Annotated in this window: 18 protein-coding genes; 2 read left to right on the top strand and 16 right to left on the bottom strand. The window is 61.1% G+C overall.

Going from position 1 to position 17,245, the window contains the following annotated elements; translation table 11 throughout:
- Positions 1-185: 185 nt before the first annotated feature.
- The 4 genes from MOP87_RS13180 to sdhC are packed head-to-tail and all read right to left on the bottom strand — an operon-like array spanning position 186 to position 3,426.
- Entirely contained in the window at positions 186-890 is a 705-nt protein-coding gene (locus tag MOP87_RS13180) for a succinate dehydrogenase iron-sulfur subunit (RefSeq protein ID WP_023533615.1), read from the bottom strand.
- An 11-nt stretch (positions 891-901) separates the two neighbouring features.
- A complete protein-coding gene (gene sdhA, locus MOP87_RS13185) occupies positions 902-2,674 on the bottom strand; it encodes a succinate dehydrogenase flavoprotein subunit (protein ID WP_023533625.1) in 1,773 nt (590 codons plus the stop codon).
- 3 nt (positions 2,675-2,677) lie between these two features.
- Positions 2,678-3,046 carry a succinate dehydrogenase, hydrophobic membrane anchor protein gene (sdhD, locus tag MOP87_RS13190; protein ID WP_023533603.1) on the bottom strand — a complete coding sequence of 123 codons (369 nt, stop codon included), beginning with the start codon at positions 3,044-3,046 and terminating at the stop codon, positions 2,678-2,680.
- Positions 3,040-3,426: a succinate dehydrogenase, cytochrome b556 subunit gene (gene sdhC / locus MOP87_RS13195; RefSeq protein WP_088523617.1), complete on the bottom strand. Its 387-nt coding sequence runs from the start codon at positions 3,424-3,426 to the stop codon at positions 3,040-3,042. Before sdhC ends, sdhD begins: the two co-directional genes overlap by 7 nt.
- A 352-nt stretch (positions 3,427-3,778) precedes the next feature.
- Between sdhC and gltA the strand changes: the two genes are divergently transcribed.
- Positions 3,779-5,068: a citrate synthase gene (gltA, locus tag MOP87_RS13200; RefSeq protein ID WP_023533602.1), complete on the top strand. Its 1,290-nt coding sequence runs from the start codon at positions 3,779-3,781 to the stop codon at positions 5,066-5,068.
- A 108-nt stretch (positions 5,069-5,176) separates the two neighbouring features.
- Here the strand turns inward: gltA and MOP87_RS13205 are convergent, their stop codons facing one another.
- The 9 genes from MOP87_RS13205 to MOP87_RS13245 all read right to left on the bottom strand — a co-directional run bounded on the left by MOP87_RS13205 (position 5,177) and on the right by MOP87_RS13245 (position 12,208).
- Positions 5,177-5,782 carry an START domain-containing protein gene (locus tag MOP87_RS13205; RefSeq protein ID WP_027916296.1) on the bottom strand — a complete coding sequence of 202 codons (606 nt, stop codon included), beginning with the start codon at positions 5,780-5,782 and terminating at the stop codon, positions 5,177-5,179.
- Between the two features lie 33 nt (positions 5,783-5,815).
- Positions 5,816-6,070: a YkgJ family cysteine cluster protein gene (locus tag MOP87_RS13210; protein ID WP_027916297.1), complete on the bottom strand. Its 255-nt coding sequence runs from the start codon at positions 6,068-6,070 to the stop codon at positions 5,816-5,818.
- A gap of 126 nt (positions 6,071-6,196) precedes the next feature.
- Complete coding sequence (locus MOP87_RS13215) at positions 6,197-6,661, bottom strand: hypothetical protein (protein WP_023533622.1); 465 nt, start codon at positions 6,659-6,661, stop codon at positions 6,197-6,199.
- Positions 6,662-6,725: 64 nt separating this feature from the next.
- Positions 6,726-8,168: a PLP-dependent aminotransferase family protein gene (locus tag MOP87_RS13220; protein WP_027916298.1), complete on the bottom strand. Its 1,443-nt coding sequence runs from the start codon at positions 8,166-8,168 to the stop codon at positions 6,726-6,728.
- Between the two features lie 292 nt (positions 8,169-8,460).
- Entirely contained in the window at positions 8,461-9,273 is an 813-nt protein-coding gene (locus MOP87_RS13225; RefSeq protein WP_027916299.1) for an OmpA family protein, read from the bottom strand.
- Entirely contained in the window at positions 9,270-9,623 is a 354-nt protein-coding gene (locus MOP87_RS13230) for a DUF4398 domain-containing protein (protein ID WP_027916300.1), read from the bottom strand. Before MOP87_RS13230 ends, MOP87_RS13225 begins: the two co-directional genes overlap by 4 nt.
- Positions 9,624-9,632: 9 nt before the next feature.
- On the bottom strand, positions 9,633-10,454 hold the full coding sequence (locus MOP87_RS13235) for a transporter substrate-binding domain-containing protein (RefSeq protein ID WP_104926372.1): 822 nt from the start codon (positions 10,452-10,454) through the stop codon (positions 9,633-9,635).
- Between the two features lie 74 nt (positions 10,455-10,528).
- Complete coding sequence (locus MOP87_RS13240; RefSeq protein WP_027916302.1) at positions 10,529-11,458, bottom strand: FAD-binding protein; 930 nt, start codon at positions 11,456-11,458, stop codon at positions 10,529-10,531.
- Positions 11,459-12,208, bottom strand: coding sequence for an electron transfer flavoprotein subunit beta/FixA family protein (locus tag MOP87_RS13245; RefSeq protein ID WP_027916303.1), 750 nt, complete (start codon positions 12,206-12,208; stop codon positions 11,459-11,461).
- 575 nt (positions 12,209-12,783) lie between these two features.
- On the opposite strand from MOP87_RS13245, the gene MOP87_RS13250 reads away from it, so the two are divergent.
- Entirely contained in the window at positions 12,784-14,448 is a 1,665-nt protein-coding gene (locus MOP87_RS13250) for an electron transfer flavoprotein-ubiquinone oxidoreductase (protein ID WP_027916304.1), read from the top strand.
- A gap of 93 nt (positions 14,449-14,541) precedes the next feature.
- Here the strand turns inward: MOP87_RS13250 and MOP87_RS13255 are convergent, their stop codons facing one another.
- The 3 genes from MOP87_RS13255 to MOP87_RS13265 form a co-directional block, all read right to left on the bottom strand.
- On the bottom strand, positions 14,542-15,861 hold the full coding sequence (locus tag MOP87_RS13255) for an MFS transporter (RefSeq protein WP_242809619.1): 1,320 nt from the start codon (positions 15,859-15,861) through the stop codon (positions 14,542-14,544).
- Positions 15,862-15,934: 73 nt separating this feature from the next.
- Positions 15,935-16,408 (bottom strand): histidine kinase, encoded by a 474-nt coding sequence (locus tag MOP87_RS13260; protein ID WP_242809620.1) that lies wholly within the window; start codon positions 16,406-16,408, stop codon positions 15,935-15,937.
- Between the two features lie 152 nt (positions 16,409-16,560).
- Positions 16,561-17,037, bottom strand: coding sequence for a sigma-70 family RNA polymerase sigma factor (locus tag MOP87_RS13265; RefSeq protein WP_023533586.1), 477 nt, complete (start codon positions 17,035-17,037; stop codon positions 16,561-16,563).
- Between the last annotated feature and the right edge of the window lie 208 nt (positions 17,038-17,245).

A 17,245-nucleotide genomic window follows, 5' to 3' on the forward strand; every position in this document is an offset into this window, starting at 1 on the left:
CGGTCCGAAAACAGCGACTGAACCACGCCACCTGGATCCTGCTGATTTTCCGGGTACCAGCCCGGAAAGCCCCTGCTGGTCTCATCTTCATAGGTAATGAACAGGGGCTTTGTGAGCCCCGTTCGGGTTTTACCTCGGCGCGGGTGTTACACCCGCGCGTCGGCGTACTGCAGGTACAACGTCTATCAGGTGCCGCTTTGCAGCAGCATGTTACGTACGTGGCCGATTGCCTTGGTCGGATTGAGACCTTTAGGGCAAACGTTGACGCAGTTCATGATCCCGCGGCAGCGGAATACGCTGAACGGGTCATCCAGGGACGCCAGGCGCTCCTGGGTCTTGGTGTCACGGCTGTCGGCCAGGAAGCGGTAGGCTTGCAACAGCGCGGCGGGGCCCAGGAACTTGTCCGGGTTCCACCAGAACGACGGGCAGGACGTGGAGCAGCACGCGCACAGGATGCACTCGTACAGGCCGTCCAGCTTGTCACGGTCTTCCGGCGACTGCAGACGTTCGATGGCCGGAGGCGGCGTATCGTTCTGCAGGAACGGCTTCACCTTCTCGTACTGCTTGTAGAAGATGCTCATGTCCACGACCAGGTCACGAATGACCGGCAGACCAGGCAACGGACGCAGTACCAGCTTGTTGCCCTTGACCACGCCCGACAACGGAGTGATGCAGGCCAGGCCGTTCTTGCCGTTCATGTTCATGCCATCGGAGCCGCACACGCCTTCACGGCAGGAGCGACGGTACGAGAAGCCCTCGTCCTTTTCCTTGATCAGCGCCAATACATCCAGAACCATCAGGTCCTTGCCGCCGGTATCGACGTCGAACGACTCCATCTTGGGGGCCGCGTCGGTGTCGGGGTTGTAGCGATAAACTTCGACTTTCAACATAGCAGCCACCCTTAGTAGGTCCGGATTTTTGGTTCGAAGGCCGGCACGGTCTTCGGCGCAAAGTTGACGCCACGCTTGGCAACGCGCTTGACACCCGGGTAGTACAGGGTGTGGCACAGCCAGTTCTCGTCGTCACGGTCTTCGAAGTCTTCACGGGCGTGAGCGCCGCGCGACTCTTTACGGGCTTCGGCCGCGATGGCGGTAGCTTCGGCAACTTCCAGCAGGTTCTGCAGCTCCAGCGCTTCGATACGCGCGGTGTTGAAGGCCTGGGACTTGTCGTTGATCTTGACGTTGGCGATACGCTCACGCAGGCCAGCCAGCTGCTCGATACCCTTGAGCATGTACTCGCCGGTACGGAATACGCCGAAGTAGTTCTGCATGCAGCTCTGCAATTCGCGCTTGAGGCTGGCAACGTCTTCGCCGGTGGAGCGCTCGTTGAGCTTGTTCAGGCGATTGAGGGCAACGTCGATGTCGGTGTCGCTGGCGTCGAGGTGCTCGATGCCGTCGCTCAGTGCCTTCTCCAGGTGCAGGCCGGCAGCACGGCCGAACACCACCAGGTCGAGCAGGGAGTTGCCACCCAGGCGGTTGGCACCGTGAACCGATACGCACGCCACTTCACCTACGGCGAACAGGCCAGGGATGATGTGATCCTTGCCTTCTTCGTCCATGGTGATGGCTTGGCCATGAATGTTGGTGGCAACGCCGCCCATCATGTAGTGGCAGGTTGGAACGACCGGCACTGGCGCGACGACCGGATCGACATGGGCGAAGGTCTTGGACAGTTCGCAGATGCCTGGCAGGCGACTGTGCAGCACCTCCTCGCCCAGGTGGTCCAGCTTCAGCAGCACGTGGTCCTTGTTCGGGCCCACGCCGTTGCCGGCGATGATTTCCTTGACCATGGAACGGGCAACCACGTCGCGGCCGGCCAAGTCTTTGGCGTTCGGCGCGTAGCGCTCCATGAAGCGCTCGCCATGGGCGTTGATCAGGTAACCACCCTCACCGCGGCAACCCTCGGTAACCAGTACGCCGGCACCGGCGATACCGGTCGGGTGGAACTGCCACATCTCGATGTCCTGTACCGGAACACCAGCGCGCAGCGCCATGCCGATGCCGTCACCGGTATTGATCAGGGCGTTGGTGGTGGAGGCGTAGATTCGGCCAGCACCGCCAGTGGCCAGAACGGTGGCCTTGGACTTGATGTACATGGTTTCGCCGGTTTCGATGCAGATCGCGATCACGCCGACGAAGGCGCCTTCCTGGTTCTTCACCAGGTCAACGGCATAGTACTCGTTGAGGAAGGTGGTACCGGCTTTCAGGTTGCCCTGGTACAGGGTGTGCAGCAGCGCGTGACCGGTACGGTCGGAAGCGGCACAGGTACGGGCAGCCTGGCCACCCTTGCCGAAGTCCTTGGACTGGCCACCGAACGGACGCTGGTAGATACGGCCGGTTTCGGTGCGCGAGAACGGCAGGCCCATGTGGTCCAGCTCGAAGACCGCAGCCGGGCCTTCCTGGCACATGTATTCGATAGCGTCCTGGTCACCGATGTAGTCCGAGCCCTTGACGGTATCGTACATGTGCCAGCGCCAGTCGTCGTTCGGGTCGGCCGAAGCGATGGCGCAGGTGATGCCGCCCTGGGCGGACACGGTGTGCGAACGGGTCGGGAAGACCTTGGTGACCACGGCAGTCTTGTGACCGCCCTGGGCCAGTTGCAGCGCTGCGCGCATGCCGGCGCCGCCGCCACCGATGATGATGGCGTCGAAGGAAATGGTTGGAATGCTAGCCATGGATCAGATACCCCAGAGAATCTGCACACCCCAGACGAAGTAAGCGAACATCGCAACGCCGCATACCGCCTGGAACAGGAAACGAATCGCAGTTGCCGACTTGCCGAACGACATAGGCGTCAGGTAGTCGGTAGCAATGGTCCACATGCCGACCCAGGCGTGAGCGCCGAGGGCAACGAGGGCCAGCAGACTGAAGATCCGCATCGCGTTGTTGGAGAACAGGGCATGCCACTGGGCATAGTCGATGCCTGGGTGGGCGACCACGTAGCCGATCAGGAAGATGAAGTAAGCCGCGAGAACGACCGCCGAGACGCGCTGCGCCATCCAGTCATAGAGGCCCGAACGCGACAGGTTCGTGACGTTGGTTACCATACCCAAACTCCCACCAGAACGATCAGCACCACGGAGATGACGATCACGATTTTCGAGCCCAGCTTGCCGCCTTCCAGCGTCTCGCCGACACCCATGTCCATGATCAGGTGACGAACACCTGCCACGAGGTGATAAAGCAGGGCGGACAACAGGCCCCAGGTCACGAACTTGGCCAGCGGGCTGGTCAGACACGCCTTCACTTCACCGAAACCTTCCTCGGAACCCAGCGACTTGCCCAGTGCATACAGCATGATGGCAAGGCCGATGAACAGGATGACGCCGGAGATACGGTGCAGGATGGACGTGTACGCAGTGACAGGAAGCTTGATGGTCCTTAGGTCTAGGTTTACAGGTCGTTGGCTTTTCACGGCTTTTTTCACACTGAAGAGCCCCTAGCGAATCAGGGCAAAGTTGTTGGTAAGTGTACTGGTCAGGTACCCACCACCCAGGGAACGGCGACCCCCAGCAGGTCGGGCTTGCAAGCCCCTGGCGGTCGGGTGCCGAGTATAGACAGTTAGGCTGCTCATGACAACGTGAGGGGGTAGCCCGAATAGCGCATTGCCTTTAACGAGCAAAAGGCGTAAACGGGCGAGAATTTCGGGAAAAATCAGGCTTGAACAGCTGATTCAACAAGCCTTTAGGCAAATTGACATCTGAATTTATCCCTCTATAGTGGTGCGGGCCCTGCGTGGGGGGTCTGTCTGATGATTTCAAGCATTAATAGGAGGCCACATGGCTGACAAAAAAGCGCAGTTGGTCATCGAGGGCACTGCCCCCGTCGAGCTGCCCATTTTAACCGGCACGGTTGGTCCTGATGTAATCGACGTCCGCGGGTTGGGGGCCACTGGTCACTTCACCTTCGACCCTGGTTTCATGGCAACGGCCTCGTGCGAGTCGAAGATCACCTACATCGACGGCGACAAGGGTATCTTGCTGCACCGCGGCTACCCCATCGAGCAACTGGCCGAGCAGTCCGACTACCTCGAGACCTGCTACCTGCTGCTCAACGGCGAACTGCCCAATGCCGAGCAGAAAGCCCAGTTCGTCAGCACCGTCAAGAACCACACGATGGTTCACGAACAGCTCAAGACGTTCTTCAACGGCTTCCGCCGCGACGCTCACCCGATGGCGGTGATGTGCGGTGTGGTCGGCGCCCTGTCGGCCTTCTACCACGACTCCCTGGACATCAATAACCCGCAACACCGCGAAATCTCCGCGGTGCGCCTGGTCGCCAAGATGCCGACCCTGGCCGCGATGGTGTACAAGTACTCCATGGGCCAGCCCATGATGTACCCGCGCAACGACCTGTCATATGCGGAAAACTTCCTGCACATGATGTTCAACACCCCGTGCGAGATCAAACCGATCAGCCCGGTGCTGGCAAAGGCGATGGACCGGATCTTCATCCTCCACGCCGACCACGAGCAGAACGCCTCCACCTCCACCGTGCGCCTGGCAGGCTCGTCGGGTGCCAACCCGTTCGCCTGCATCGCTGCCGGCATCGCGGCACTCTGGGGCCCGGCCCACGGCGGCGCCAACGAAGCGGTACTGACCATGCTCGATGAGATTGGCGATGTGTCCAACATCGACACCTTCATCGCCAAGGCCAAGGACAAGAACGATCCGTTCAAGCTCATGGGCTTCGGTCATCGCGTCTACAAGAACCGCGACCCGCGCGCCACTGTGATGAAGCAGACCTGCGACGAAGTTCTGCGCGAACTGGGCATCAAGAACGATCCACAGCTCGAGCTGGCCATGCGCCTGGAAGAGATCGCCCTCACCGATCCTTACTTCATCGAGCGCTCGCTGTACCCGAACGTCGACTTCTACTCGGGCATCATCCTGAAGGCCATCGGCATTCCAACCAGCATGTTCACCGTGATCTTTGCCCTGGCGCGCACCGTCGGCTGGATCTCGCACTGGAAGGAAATGCTCTCCAGCCCGTACAAGATCGGCCGCCCGCGCCAGCTGTACACCGGCGAGGCGAAGCGCGATATCGTGGCACTGACCGACCGCAAGTAAGCGTTCACCGTCAAATGCCAAAAGGCTGCCCTAGGGCAGCCTTTTTCGTCGGTCCTGTGCTGACCGCCTCTCAAGTCAGGCGGCCTTCACCAATGCAGCAGAAAAACCTCAGTTTTTCTCGGCGCGCGCGCGAAGCGCCTTGAGCGTATTGAACGGGGCTTCCACGACGAACTTGTTGGCAATCATCGCCGGCACACTCCCGCCTGGCTCGGTATGCACCTGGTACGTCACCTCCGTGCTGTCACCCTTGGGCACCAGCTTCCAGAAACCGTCTACCATAGCCACTCGAACAAAGCCCTTCTCTTCGGGCACGTAGGCAGGCTCTTCGACGAGGTTACGTGTAAGGCTGCCATCGGCACCCTTGACCGTGGTAACACGCAGCACGGAGTCGCGCGGCGTTACAGGCCAGGGCGTATTGAACTGGGTATAGGTCCAGCTCTGATCACCCTCATGCTTGAGCAGTTTCTGCAACTTGCACTCGTGAATCCAGGCACAAGCCCCAGCCACATCCTCCTGCAACGCCTGGACTTTGGCCAACGGCGCCTTGATGACGGTCACGCCTCGGTACGCCTTGTATTTGGAGCCCGGCACTTCACTGAGGGACACCTTGATGCCCTCCTCGTCCTTGGCCACCTGCCAGTTTTCAGCCAAGGCAACAGGTGCAAACAGAACACTGACGCTACACAGCAGCGCTATACGCTTGAACGATCTCATCATGTTTATCCTTGTTGTCGAAGATCCAGCCTGTCACGCCGCCGTTACCCGCTCCCACCAGCCAAGAATCCTGATCGCCTCTTCATTGTCAGCACCGCACACCTCGGGATCGGCCTTGAACCCACCACAGACCGCCGGCCGCTCGGGTTTGCCGAACAGGTCGCACAGATTCGCAGGCGTCAGGTGCAGGCACCTCACACCTGCCGGCTTGCCCTCGGGCATCAGCGGCATGGCTGAAGTAATGGATGGCGCGATGCAACAGGCGCCGCAGCCTTCGCGGCATTTCATGGCATTCAAGTGAATCAGGACTCCAGAGTACGGGATAGGGCGGCACACACGGATAGTAACCGCTCAAACAGACGTTTGAAATTGCCGCCCTGATGAAAATCCACTGACCGGCCGGTCAGCTCCCATCTACTGACGGTACTCGAAATCGATGGCGGCGCCTTCGACATCCCGGCGGCTGTCATTGCGAAGCTGCAGTTGCATTTCGTTGCTGATCAAGCGGCCATTGAGTTGAAACGGGCTGTCGGCTTCGGACTTTTCGACGAACAGCGGCGGTAGCAACGGTTTGCGCTTCCTGATGGGCGAGGGTTCACCAACGTTCGGCTGCAGGTTATCGACCAGCTCGGTGGGCAAGCTCAGGTCGAGGTTGGTTTTCGGCAACGGCTTGGCCACTTGCTTGCTGACCTTTTTGTGCGTCGACTTGGCACGCTTGCTGGCTGCCTTGCGAGCACTTTGCTGTGCCTTCGGCTTGACTTGCGCTTTACCTGAAGCGGACTGTGCCTGGCTTGCTGGCTGGGCAGCCTGAGCTGGGCTGCCCGGCAAAGCCACAGGCAGCAGACACAAGACCAACAGATACCGGCGCAGTGCGTTCATGGCAAATGGACAGAACCCCATGGAAAATGCGTATGCTCCCTGTTCCGCAGCCGCCTGGCAAGCCTCACAAAAGTGGGATGGCAGGCTCCCTGCACAATTGTTGTGCCAGTAGTCCCAAGGTGATGACTGCGCGCTCGGCCTCCTTGTTCCATGGAATCCCGCAGTTCAGGCGGATACAGTGGTTGAACTGTTCGGTATTGCTGAAAATCAGCCCCGGCGCGATGCTGATCCCCTGTTCGAGCGCTCGCACGTGCAGCTCCTGGGTATTGACCCGGCCAGGCAAGCTCACCCAGAGAATGAAGCCGCCCGTTGGGCGAGTCATCTGAGTGCCCTCTGGAAAGTGCTGCTGCACGGCCAACTGATAAGCGCTGAGGTTCTTGCGGTATTCCTGGCGAATGAAGCGAAGGTGGCGATCATAACCCCCGTTTTCCAGGTATGCCGCCACCGCCATCTGGGTCACGCTGCACGCCGAGTGGGTGGTGAAGGTCTGCAAGCGCTGGATCTCGTCCTGGTAACGGCCAGCAATCATCCAACCCACACGCACGCCTGGCGACAGCGTCTTGGAGAAGCTTGAGCAGTAGATGACCCTGTCCAGCCGGTCGAAGGCCTTCAAGGCCTTGGTCTTGCCCTGCTCGAACATCAACTCGCCATAGATGTCATCTTCGACGATCTGGATGTCGTAGTCCGATGCCAGGCGCAGCAACTGCTTTTGCCGCTCTTCGGGAATGGTACCCCCTAGCGGGTTGCTCAACCGTGCGGTCAACACCAATGCCTTGATAGACCATTGATTGGCGGCCAGTTGCAAGGCCTCGAGGCTGATGCCGGTCGAGGGGTCGCTGGGGATCTCGATCACTTTCAATCCGAGCAAGTCCGCCAGCTGCAACAGACCGTAGTAGGTCGGCGACTCGGCCGCAATCAGGTCGCCGGGCTTGGTGAGCACGCGCAGCGACATTTGCAAGGCATCGACACAGCCATGGGTGACGATTACCTCCTGCGGGTCGACCAGCACACCAGCGTCGCGCATGCGAATGGCGATCTGCCGACGCAGAGGTTCGAAGCCTGGGCTGAACATGTAGCTGAAAGCACGCGGGCTGTGAAAGCGCGTCACTTTGGCCAGTTGCTGGTGCAGGGCACGCACCGGCAGATAGTCGACGTGCGGTACGGCCGCGCCGAAGGCGAATACGCCATCGCGGCGCGCTTCGGTCAGTACCTGCTGGATGATGCTGGCCCGCGTTACCAGACCGGGACGCTCCACGCGCGCGATGTCCGGCGTGGGCGCCGTGAGCGCCGGAGTCTGGTGCACATAGTAGCCAGACTGGGGACGCGCGCGAATCAACCCCTGGTCTTCCAGGTTGGCATACGCTTGCAGGACGGTGGCATGGCTGACATTGAGCTGCGCACTCATCTTGCGCACCGAAGGCACCCGTTCCCCGGGCTGGTAGACACCGCGCCGGATGTCTTCGGCCAGTTGCTGGGCGATACGCTGGTACAAAAGCAGATTGGTCATGGCTGGATCTCGACGCGCGGACAGGCTCATTATTCTTGTGTCGCTCACTGCGGCTCAGGATACCGGAACAGTTGCAAAGTGTACTGGGACAGATGACAGGATAGTCAACGGTACACTTGCTTGGAAGCGATTTGCAGCGCCCGCGTGCGTGCGGTGCACAGGTAGGCTGATCTTGAACCTACCCAACAGGTGGCGAGTGCCCATGAGTCACTCAGGCGCAGAGGCAGCAGCTGCCATGCACCGCCCGTTTCGACGGCCAGCATGGGCCACTGCCCGAGCCTGCTATCAGCCGTCAGCGTGCCGGCGCAAGCTTGCCCTTGTCGTCGGAAAACACGATCTCGACCCGTCGATTTTGCGCCCTGCCCCGCTCCGAGGCGTTGACTTCAACCGGGTACTGGTCACCGTAGCCCTCCACCTGCATTCGCTTTTCATCGATGCCCAAGTCGGCCAGCATATCGGCCACGGCCTGCGCCCGGTCGCGGGACAGCTTGAGATTCTCTTCGGGCGTCCCCGTGCTGTCGGTATAGCCTTCGATGCGCACTATCCGGCGGGGGTTGAGCTGGAGGAACTGCACGAGCTTGAGCACCGTCCGGCTGGCCGAGTTCTTGAGATCGGCGCTGCCGGTATCGAACAATACATCACCCAGCGTCATGACCAGACCACGGTCGGGCTGCTCAGACGCCAGGGCGACGATCTGCGACTCGACCCATTTGCCCTGCTGCTGCACGCTGGCCAGCTTGGCCTCGCGCAGCGCCAGTTGCAGCCGTTGGCGTTCCAGGTCGAGCTTGGCCTGGCGCTCCTGATTCAGCGCAAGCTTGGCGTGCTCACTGGCGATTTCGCTGTAGCGTTGACTGAGGTAGGCGTAATGGCGTACATCGGCACCGGTACCCATGTAGCTGGACAAACGCTCTGCACGGGACAGCGACTCGCCGGCGCGAATCACATCACGCGGCGCGCTGCGCAGCACATCCGAGTCATCCTTGACCTTCTGGAAGCTGGCAGCGGCTTGATCCAGCGCGGCCGTGCTGCGCTGGCTGGCGCAACCGGTCAGGCCTGCTGCAAGGGCCAGCACTGTCAGTGCCGTGATAGAACCACGCGCCATCATGGCTGCACCTCCAGCTGCTTGCGCAAGCGCTTGATCCTCGATTGCAGCAATTGCAACTGCTCATCACTCTTTTGGTTCAACACCTGGGCCTCGGCCAGCCGAGCATCGAGCTCAGCCTGTTCGGCGCGCATGCGAGCGTCGCGAAAGTCTTGTGTGAGCATGTTTGTACGAGCACGTCCCAGTTTGTCTTCGGCCAGCTTGAACGCTTCGACCTGGTCGGTAGCACCAACCGCTTTCGCTTGTTCCAGGGCCTGCTCAGAAAGGCGCATCTGCTCATCCGGGGCAGGGTCATTGGCGCAGCCAGCCAGGGCAAACATGGCCATGGCAAGGATCAAAGGTTGGGTTTTCACGCGATCTTCCTAGTGTTTGGGGGCGTCGCCCTGCACCTGCAATTGGGCCTTCCAGCGCTCGAGATTGGCCTGCAGCACAGCATCGGACGTACCGGAGATGGGCAATTCTGTCAGCTTTTTCGCCAAATGCCCACGCAGCCAACTGTCATTGCACGCCGAGTCATGGGACAGCGCCAAGTACAGCCCAGGTCGGTCCACGGGTAGGCCGCGGGCAATCAGGGCATCGTTCATGCCCAGGCTCTGGACCATGGCCATGCCCGAATAGCGACCGGCCAGCACATAGTCCACCTGGCCGAGTACCAACTTTTGAAAGGCCTGGGTCAGGTTCTGCGCCATCACCGGTTTCAACTGGTCTTTGGCGAACGCGGTAAAGGCAGGGGTCAAGCGCGCCCGTTCCGACAGACTGCCCTGATAACGCGCAAGGTCAGCTGGGCCATCGAAGGTCAACTCGGCATCGTGCCGCGTCCATACCAGGTACTCGTTGAGCTGCAGCGGCGGGTGGATGTAGTCCAGTGACGTCAATTGCTCCACTTGCAGCGGCGCATCGAGCAGCAGGTCCATGCGACCGCTGCGCACTTCCTCAAGGGCCTGGTCGCGCCTACCCGCGTTGAGCACTTCCACCTTGATTCCCAGCTCGCTCGCCACGTGGCGCAGCAGGTCGACGTTGGCGCCAATCAAGTGCTTGGGGTCTTTGGGGTCCTGCCACGAGTAAGGCGGCGCGTCGGGGCTGCCGGTGGCCACCAGGCGTTCGCACTTGCCTGCCGCCATCGCCAGCGGCGATACCAGAACTGTCATGCAGGCCAGCACCCTGCCCATTGCACGCAACCTCATCCCACACTCCTCGACCATAAAAAAACCCGGCCCTCAACGAGAGGGCCGGGTTCTTTATAAGTGAAGCCAGCGGATCAGACCAGCTTTTCCAGCTCCGGCACGGCTTCGAACAGGTCGGCAACCAGGCCGTAGTCGGCCACCTGGAAAATCGGTGCCTCTTCGTCCTTGTTGATCGCCACGATCACCTTGGAATCCTTCATCCCGGCCAGGTGCTGGATGGCGCCCGAGATACCCACGGCGATGTACAACTGCGGGGCGACGATCTTGCCGGTCTGGCCGACCTGCATGTCGTTGGGCACAAAGCCCGCATCGACGGCCGCACGGGATGCGCCAACAGCGGCGCCAAGCTTGTCGGCCAAGCTATACAGGTGGCTGAAGTTATCGCCGTTACCCATGCCGCGACCGCCGGAAACGACGATTTTGGCAGCGGTCAGCTCAGGACGATCGGACTTGGCCAGCTCTTCAGAAACGAACGCCGAAATGCCAGCATCGTGGGCAGCACCCACCGCCTCGACAGCGGCAGTGCCACCTTCGGCGGCCACGGCATCGAAACCGGTGGTGCGCACGGTGATGACCTTCACGCTGGCGCTCGATTGCACGGTAGCGATGGCGTTACCCGCGTAGATCGGGCGCTTGAAGGTGTCGGCAGATTCGACCGAGATGATTTCGGAGATCTGATCGACGTCCAGCAGCGCTGCAACGCGCGGCAGGGTGTTCTTGCCATTGGTAGTGGCCGGGGCCAGCACGTGGCTGTAGCCCTGGGCAAGCTCGACGATCAACGGCGCAACGTTTTCGGGCAGCGCATGGGCGTAGGCGGCATTATCGGCGACCAGCACCTTGGCCACGCCAGCGATCTGGGCGGCGGATTCGCCAATGGCACCTACGTTCTGACCGGCGACCAGTACGTGCACGTCACCACCGATCTTGGCGGCGGCAGCAACGGTATTGAGGGTGGACGGTGCTACGGCACCGTTCTCGTATTCAGCGACAACCAGGATAGTCATTTAGATTACCTTCGCTTCGTTCTTCAGCTTCTCGACCAGTTCGGCCACCGATTTGACCTTGATGCCAGCGCCACGGGCAGCGGGTGCTTCGACTTTCAGGGTCTTGTTGGTAGAGACCAGGGAAACGCCCAGCGCATCTGGCGTCAGGGTCTCGAGCGGCTTCTTCTTGGCCTTCATGATGTTGGGCAACGACGCGTAGCGCGGCTCGTTCAGGCGCAAGTCGGTGGTGACGATGGCCGGCAGGTTGAGCGCGACGGTTTGCAGGCCGCCGTCGATTTCACGGGTGACGTTGAGCTTGTCGCCAGCGACTTCGACCTTGGACGCGAAGGTGCCCTGGGCGTAACCGGTCAGTGCGGCGAGCATCTGGCCGGTCTGGTTGTTGTCACTGTCGATGGCCTGCTTGCCGAGAATGACCAGCTGCGGCTGCTCCTTGTCGACCACGGCCTTGAGCGCCTTGGCCACTGCAAGGGAGTTCAGCTCGTCGGCTGCTTCGACCAGGATGGCGCGATCGGCACCCAGCGCCAGGGCGGTACGCAACTGCTCCTGGGCGGTAGTCGGGCCGACGGATACGACCACGATCTCGGTCGCAACGCCTTTTTCCTTCAGGCGAACGGCCTCTTCCACGGCAATTTCGCAGAAGGGGTTCATGGACATCTTGACGTTAGCAAGGTCGACGCCGGAGTTGTCCGCCTTGACGCGAACCTTGACGTTGTAGTCGACCACTCGTTTGACAGCTACAAGAACCTTCATGGATTCCTCGTTACTCTCCGGTGAATAGATAGTCGCCTGGGACTAGGCCCTGCGATACGCGTGGGTACAAGGGCACCTCTGGAAACGAGCCGCAGACGAAGTTTTCATGGTGACCGCAACCAAGCGCGCCCCGACCCATCAGTCCTGTGCACATGCCTGGGGCAAAAATGCACGCGGGCCATTTGCTGTCGTGGCGTGTAGACTTCACTACAAACCGCTTGAACGCTTGAAAACCCTGCTCCACACCTGGTCTTTAGAGGTGTACCTGCGCCCGGCTGCATGCCTACGGCGAACGTAAAACCGCTCGTATCTTGACCGTATCACCCCATCCGGTCAATACGGCAAATCGGTCACCTTCCAGCCGCGTACCTTTGATTTTACTGGGCTGCGGCAAATTCAAACAAACGTTTGTATTGGACCGGTCAAGTGGTGTAGATATAATGCGCGTCCAAGACAAAACGGTGTAGTTCGTCATTTGCCCAGCTACAACCTGGTGGCCTCGCCACCGCTGCGAATGCCCGCGCACCCATAAGACAAAGCAACAGCTATGAGCCTTGATGAGTAGGAGAGAACCTGTGGAACGCGAATACATGGAATTCGACGTGGTCATCGTCGGCGCCGGCCCGGCGGGTCTGTCCGCCGCCTGCCGCCTGAAGCAGAAGGCCGCCGAAGCCGGTAGCGAAATCAGCGTCTGCGTGGTGGAAAAAGGCTCCGAAGTCGGTGCCCATATTCTCTCCGGCGCCGTGTTCGAGCCACGCGCCCTGAACGAGCTGTTCCCGGACTGGAAGGCGCTGGGCGCGCCGCTGAACACCGAGGTCAAGCGTGACGACATCTACGTGCTCAAGGATGCCGGCAGCGCCACCAAGGTGCCTGACCTGTTCGTGCCCAAGACCATGCACAACCAGGGCAACTACATCATCTCGCTGGGCAACCTGTGCCGCTGGCTGGCCCAGCAGGCCGAGAACCTGGGTGTCGAGATCTACCCAGGCTTCGCAGCCCAGGAAGCGCTGTTCGACGAGGACGGCGTCGTACGCGGCATCGTCACAGGCGACTTGGGTGTCGATCGCGAAGGCCAGCCCAAAGACGGTTTGTACACGCCGGGCATGGAACTGCGCGCCAAATACACCTTGTTCGCCGAAGGCTGCCGTGGCCATATCGGCAAGCAACTGATCAAGCGCTTCAAGCTTGATAGCGATTCGGACGTACAGCACTACGGCATCGGGCTCAAGGAGCTGTGGGAAATCGACCCAGCCAAGCACCAGCAAGGCCTGGTGGTGCACACCGCCGGCTGGCCGCTGGACGTCATGGCCAAAGACAACACCGGTGGCTCGTTCCTCTACCACCTGGAGAACAACCAGGTGGTGGTCGGGCTGATCGTCGACCTGTCCTACGCCAACCCCTACCTGTCGCCCTTCGACGAGTTCCAGCGCCTGAAACACCACCCGGTGATCAGCCAGTACCTCGAAGGCGGCAAGCGCATCAGCTACGGTGCCCGCGCCCTGGCCAAGGGCGGCATCAACTCGCTGCCCAAGATGGTGTTCAAGGGCGGCGCCCTGATCGGTTGCGACCTGGGTACCATGAACGTGGCCAAGATCAAGGGCAGCCATACGGCCATGAAGTCGGGCATGCTCGCCGCAGAGGCCGTCGCTGACGCCCTGATCGCCGGCAGTGAGGGCGGTGACCAGCTCGACAGCTATGTCAGTGCCTTCAAGGCCAGCTGGCTGCATGAGGAGCTGTTCGCCAGCCGCAACTTCGGCCCGGCCATGCACAAGTTCGGCCCGTTGCTCGGTGCTGCGTTCAACTACATCGACCAGAACTGGTTCGCCGGCAAGCTGCCCTTCACGCTGCGCGACACCAAGCCCGACTATGCCTGCCTGAAGCTGGCCGCGGACTCGCAAAAAATCGAGTACCCCAAGCCCGACGGCAAGCTCAGCTTCGACAAGCTCAGCTCGGTCTTCCTGTCCAGCACCAACCATGAAGAAGAGCAACCCTGCCACCTGAAGCTGGCCGACCCGAGCATTCCGATCGCCAGCAACCTGCCGCTTTATGACGAACCTGCCCAGCGCTATTGCCCGGCAGGCGTCTACGAAGTGGTCACCCAGGAAGATGGCAGCAAGCGCTTCCAGATCAACGCGCAGAACTGCGTGCACTGCAAGACGTGCGACATCAAGGACCCGGCCCAGAACATCACTTGGGTCACGCCTGAAGGCGCTGGCGGGCCCAACTACCCGAACATGTAGTCACCTCGCTCTGCACGATACAAAAAGCCCCCGGTTCGAAAGAACCGGGGGCTTTTTTGCAGGGTCTGCTCCGAAACGGTGTGATTGTGAGTGTCAGGCCGTGCGCGGGAGCTCAAGCCCCGCTTCACCCGCCGCCATGGGCTCTCGTCGCCCGAAGTACACCGAGGTCATTACCCCTACCCCGCCCATCACCAGACAGAACCCGACACACACCCAAGGGCTCCATGGCATCAGTGCGATAAGCGCCAAGGGCGTGATACTGGCCCACAGCGCATAGGCCACGTTGTAGGTGAACGAAATGCCCGATACGCGAATCTGCGCAGGGAACAGCCCGACCATGACCGATGGCACCACGCCCACCACACCGCACGACAAGCCCGCCAGGGCATAGGCCACCCAGGTCATGCCCCAGTGCCCGATCAGGCTGGCATAGAGCACGCCGACCCCGAGGGGTAGCAGCACGCTGTACAACAGCAGCGCCCGCCACGCGCCCACGCGGTCGACCAGCAACCCGGCAAGCACACAGCCCAGGTTCAGAAACACGATGCCCACGCTGCTCAGGGCAAAGGTAGCTCCCGCGCTCATGCCAAAGCGCTGCTGCATGACCGTCGGGGTGATCACCACCAGCACCACCACCGCCGAGGTCAGCACGCAGGTCAGCAGCGCCGCGGGTGCCAAAGCGCGTTTATGTTCGCCAAGCACCTGTCGCAAAGGAAACTTCACCGGCGCCTGTTGACTACGCAACGCCAGGAAAACCGGTGTTTCACTCAGCCAGCGGCGCAACCACACGCCGATGACCCCGAACACGCCCCCCAGCAGGAACGGATAACGCCAGGCGTAGCTGAGTATTTCCTCGGGCGAGAACACATGGGCCAGCAAGGTTGCCGTCAGTGCGCCCAGCAGATAGCCGAACGTGAGCCCGGCCTGCAGAAAGCCCAAGGCATAGCCGCGTCGCCCGGGCGGCGCATGTTCGGCAACGAAGGTCCAGGCACTGGGCACTTCACCACCGACCGCGGCCCCTTGCAGGATGCGCAGCGCCAGCAACAACAACGGCGCCGCGTACCCAATGTCGGCATACGTCGGCATGACGCCGATGAGCAGGCACGGCAGCGCCATCATCAAAAAGCTCAGGCTGAACACGCGCTTGCGGCCCAGATGATCAGCGAAATGCGCCATCAGGATGCCACCCAGTGGTCGGGCCAGGTAACCGGTGACGAAGATGCCGAAGCTTTGCAGCAGCCGTAGCCATTGAGGCATCTCAGGCGGGAAGAACAGCTGGCTGAGGGTCAGGGCGAAGAAGACGAAGATGATGAAATCGTAGATTTCCAGCGCGCCGCCCAGCGCAGCCAGGCCCAGCGTCCGGTGGTCACGGCGGGTGAACCGGGGTGGACGAGCGGTATCGGTGGCAGTCATGGCAGGTTTCGCAGCAATGGTCAAAGGCCGGAGGATAGCAAATAGCGACCCGATTGCCCCTACCCTGCCTGGATCAGCGATGAAAGACCGTCTGGGCCAAGTTGCCGGGTGCTCTGGGGCCTCCCCTGCGCAACCCGTCCGGCATCCGTAGGGTGCCCACCACCAGGGGTGCGTCGACGATCGACATGAAGGACGCCAGGGCGGCATCGTCAGGCACGTGCGGCAGGCTCAGGCTGACCGCCTGGCGCTCGGCCTGGGGTACCGCAGGCACCTTCAGTTGGGCGCAATGGTAAAGCAGGGCATGCTGGATCTGCGTGCTGACCAGGCAAAACCGGGCCAGGTCCACGCCTGCGTGGCTGGCCAACTCGATATTGCCCAACAGCAGGTGGAAGGGCTGGAGGGCACCCAGCACCAGCCGCTGTAGCTCCTCGAAACTGTCGACGGGGGCAATACGGTAATACCCCAGGCCATTGAGCATACGCTCCAGTTGCAGGCGTTGGTGCGGGTGAGCATCGGCAATCAGGATACGCAAGGACTTGTTGGCCATGGTCGAACCTGGACAGTGGAGAGGCCGCCAAGACTTGGTCGAGCCCGTCAAGCCCTGGCCAAGTCCAGCATTGATACCCCTAGATACAAGCCGGGAAACCCTCGAAAAGCAAGCGGTGGCCCGACAGAATGTGCAGTTTGCGCGGCGTGCCGTCAGGACTCCCACTGGCGCATGCGTTGCCGGCAGTGCTTCATGGCATTGACGATGTGCTTTTCCACCAGGCTGCGCGACAAGCCCAGCCGTTCGGCAATCTGCGGATGGGACAAGCCTTCGAGCTTGCGCAGCAGAAAGCTGTCACGGCATGGCTTGGGCAGTTCGTCCAAGGCACGCTTGAGCAGGTCCAGGCGCTGGGCGTGGTGCATGTCCTGGGACCAGAGCGTGTGCTGCCACTGAACGCCCTCATCGAGCACTTCCAGCGGTTCGGTCTGGCGAATCAAGTGACGCCGGTGTCGATCCACCACCAGGTTGAGCGCAGTGCGATAAAGAAACGCGCGGGGGTGCTCGATCACTTGCGCATCGACACGCTCCAGCACCCGAACGTAGGCGTCATGGGCCACATCTTCAGCAGCCTGGCGGCTACCGAGGCGTGCGCTCAGGAAATTGACCAACTCGCGATAATAGTGTTCCACGGCGGCACCCTGAATCGCCCGATGACGGCCCCGCGCAGCCCAGACGGGCGCAGGTGATATCAAATTGGAATCTTACAAATTATCATTACCCGCAGCAACCGACGTCGGTCGCCTGGCAAACCTAAATTAGCCGCCATGACCTTCGTTTAACGGGGACCTGCCTGCGCACAGGCACCGCCTGCGTTCAGGCCCAATTCGGCTGGAAGTC

The organism is Pseudomonas sp. I3-I5, assembly GCF_022699445.1.
GTDB classification, from domain to species: domain Bacteria; phylum Pseudomonadota; class Gammaproteobacteria; order Pseudomonadales; family Pseudomonadaceae; genus Aquipseudomonas; species Aquipseudomonas fulva.

Bases quoted from the DNA above. Each gene is read 5' to 3' on its own strand.
- MOP87_RS13180 (WP_023533615.1), bottom strand. From the start codon at position 890: ATGTTGAAAGTCGAAGTTTATCGCTACAACCCCGACACCGACGCGGCC.
- sdhA (WP_023533625.1), bottom strand. From the start codon at position 2,674: ATGGCTAGCATTCCAACCATTTCCTTCGACGCCATCATCATCGGTGGC.
- sdhD (WP_023533603.1), bottom strand. From the start codon at position 3,046: ATGGTAACCAACGTCACGAACCTGTCGCGTTCGGGCCTCTATGACTGG.
- gltA (WP_023533602.1), top strand. From the start codon at position 3,779: ATGGCTGACAAAAAAGCGCAGTTGGTCATCGAGGGCACTGCCCCCGTC.
- MOP87_RS13205 (WP_027916296.1), bottom strand. From the start codon at position 5,782: ATGAGATCGTTCAAGCGTATAGCGCTGCTGTGTAGCGTCAGTGTTCTG.
- MOP87_RS13210 (WP_027916297.1), bottom strand. From the start codon at position 6,070: ATGAAATGCCGCGAAGGCTGCGGCGCCTGTTGCATCGCGCCATCCATT.
- MOP87_RS13215 (WP_023533622.1), bottom strand. From the start codon at position 6,661: ATGAACGCACTGCGCCGGTATCTGTTGGTCTTGTGTCTGCTGCCTGTG.
- MOP87_RS13220 (WP_027916298.1), bottom strand. From the start codon at position 8,168: ATGACCAATCTGCTTTTGTACCAGCGTATCGCCCAGCAACTGGCCGAA.
- MOP87_RS13225 (WP_027916299.1), bottom strand. From the start codon at position 9,273: ATGATGGCGCGTGGTTCTATCACGGCACTGACAGTGCTGGCCCTTGCA.
- MOP87_RS13235 (WP_104926372.1), bottom strand. From the start codon at position 10,454: ATGAGGTTGCGTGCAATGGGCAGGGTGCTGGCCTGCATGACAGTTCTG.
- MOP87_RS13240 (WP_027916302.1), bottom strand. From the start codon at position 11,458: ATGACTATCCTGGTTGTCGCTGAATACGAGAACGGTGCCGTAGCACCG.
- MOP87_RS13245 (WP_027916303.1), bottom strand. From the start codon at position 12,208: ATGAAGGTTCTTGTAGCTGTCAAACGAGTGGTCGACTACAACGTCAAG.
- MOP87_RS13255 (WP_242809619.1), bottom strand. From the start codon at position 15,861: ATGACTGCCACCGATACCGCTCGTCCACCCCGGTTCACCCGCCGTGAC.
- MOP87_RS13260 (WP_242809620.1), bottom strand. From the start codon at position 16,408: ATGGCCAACAAGTCCTTGCGTATCCTGATTGCCGATGCTCACCCGCAC.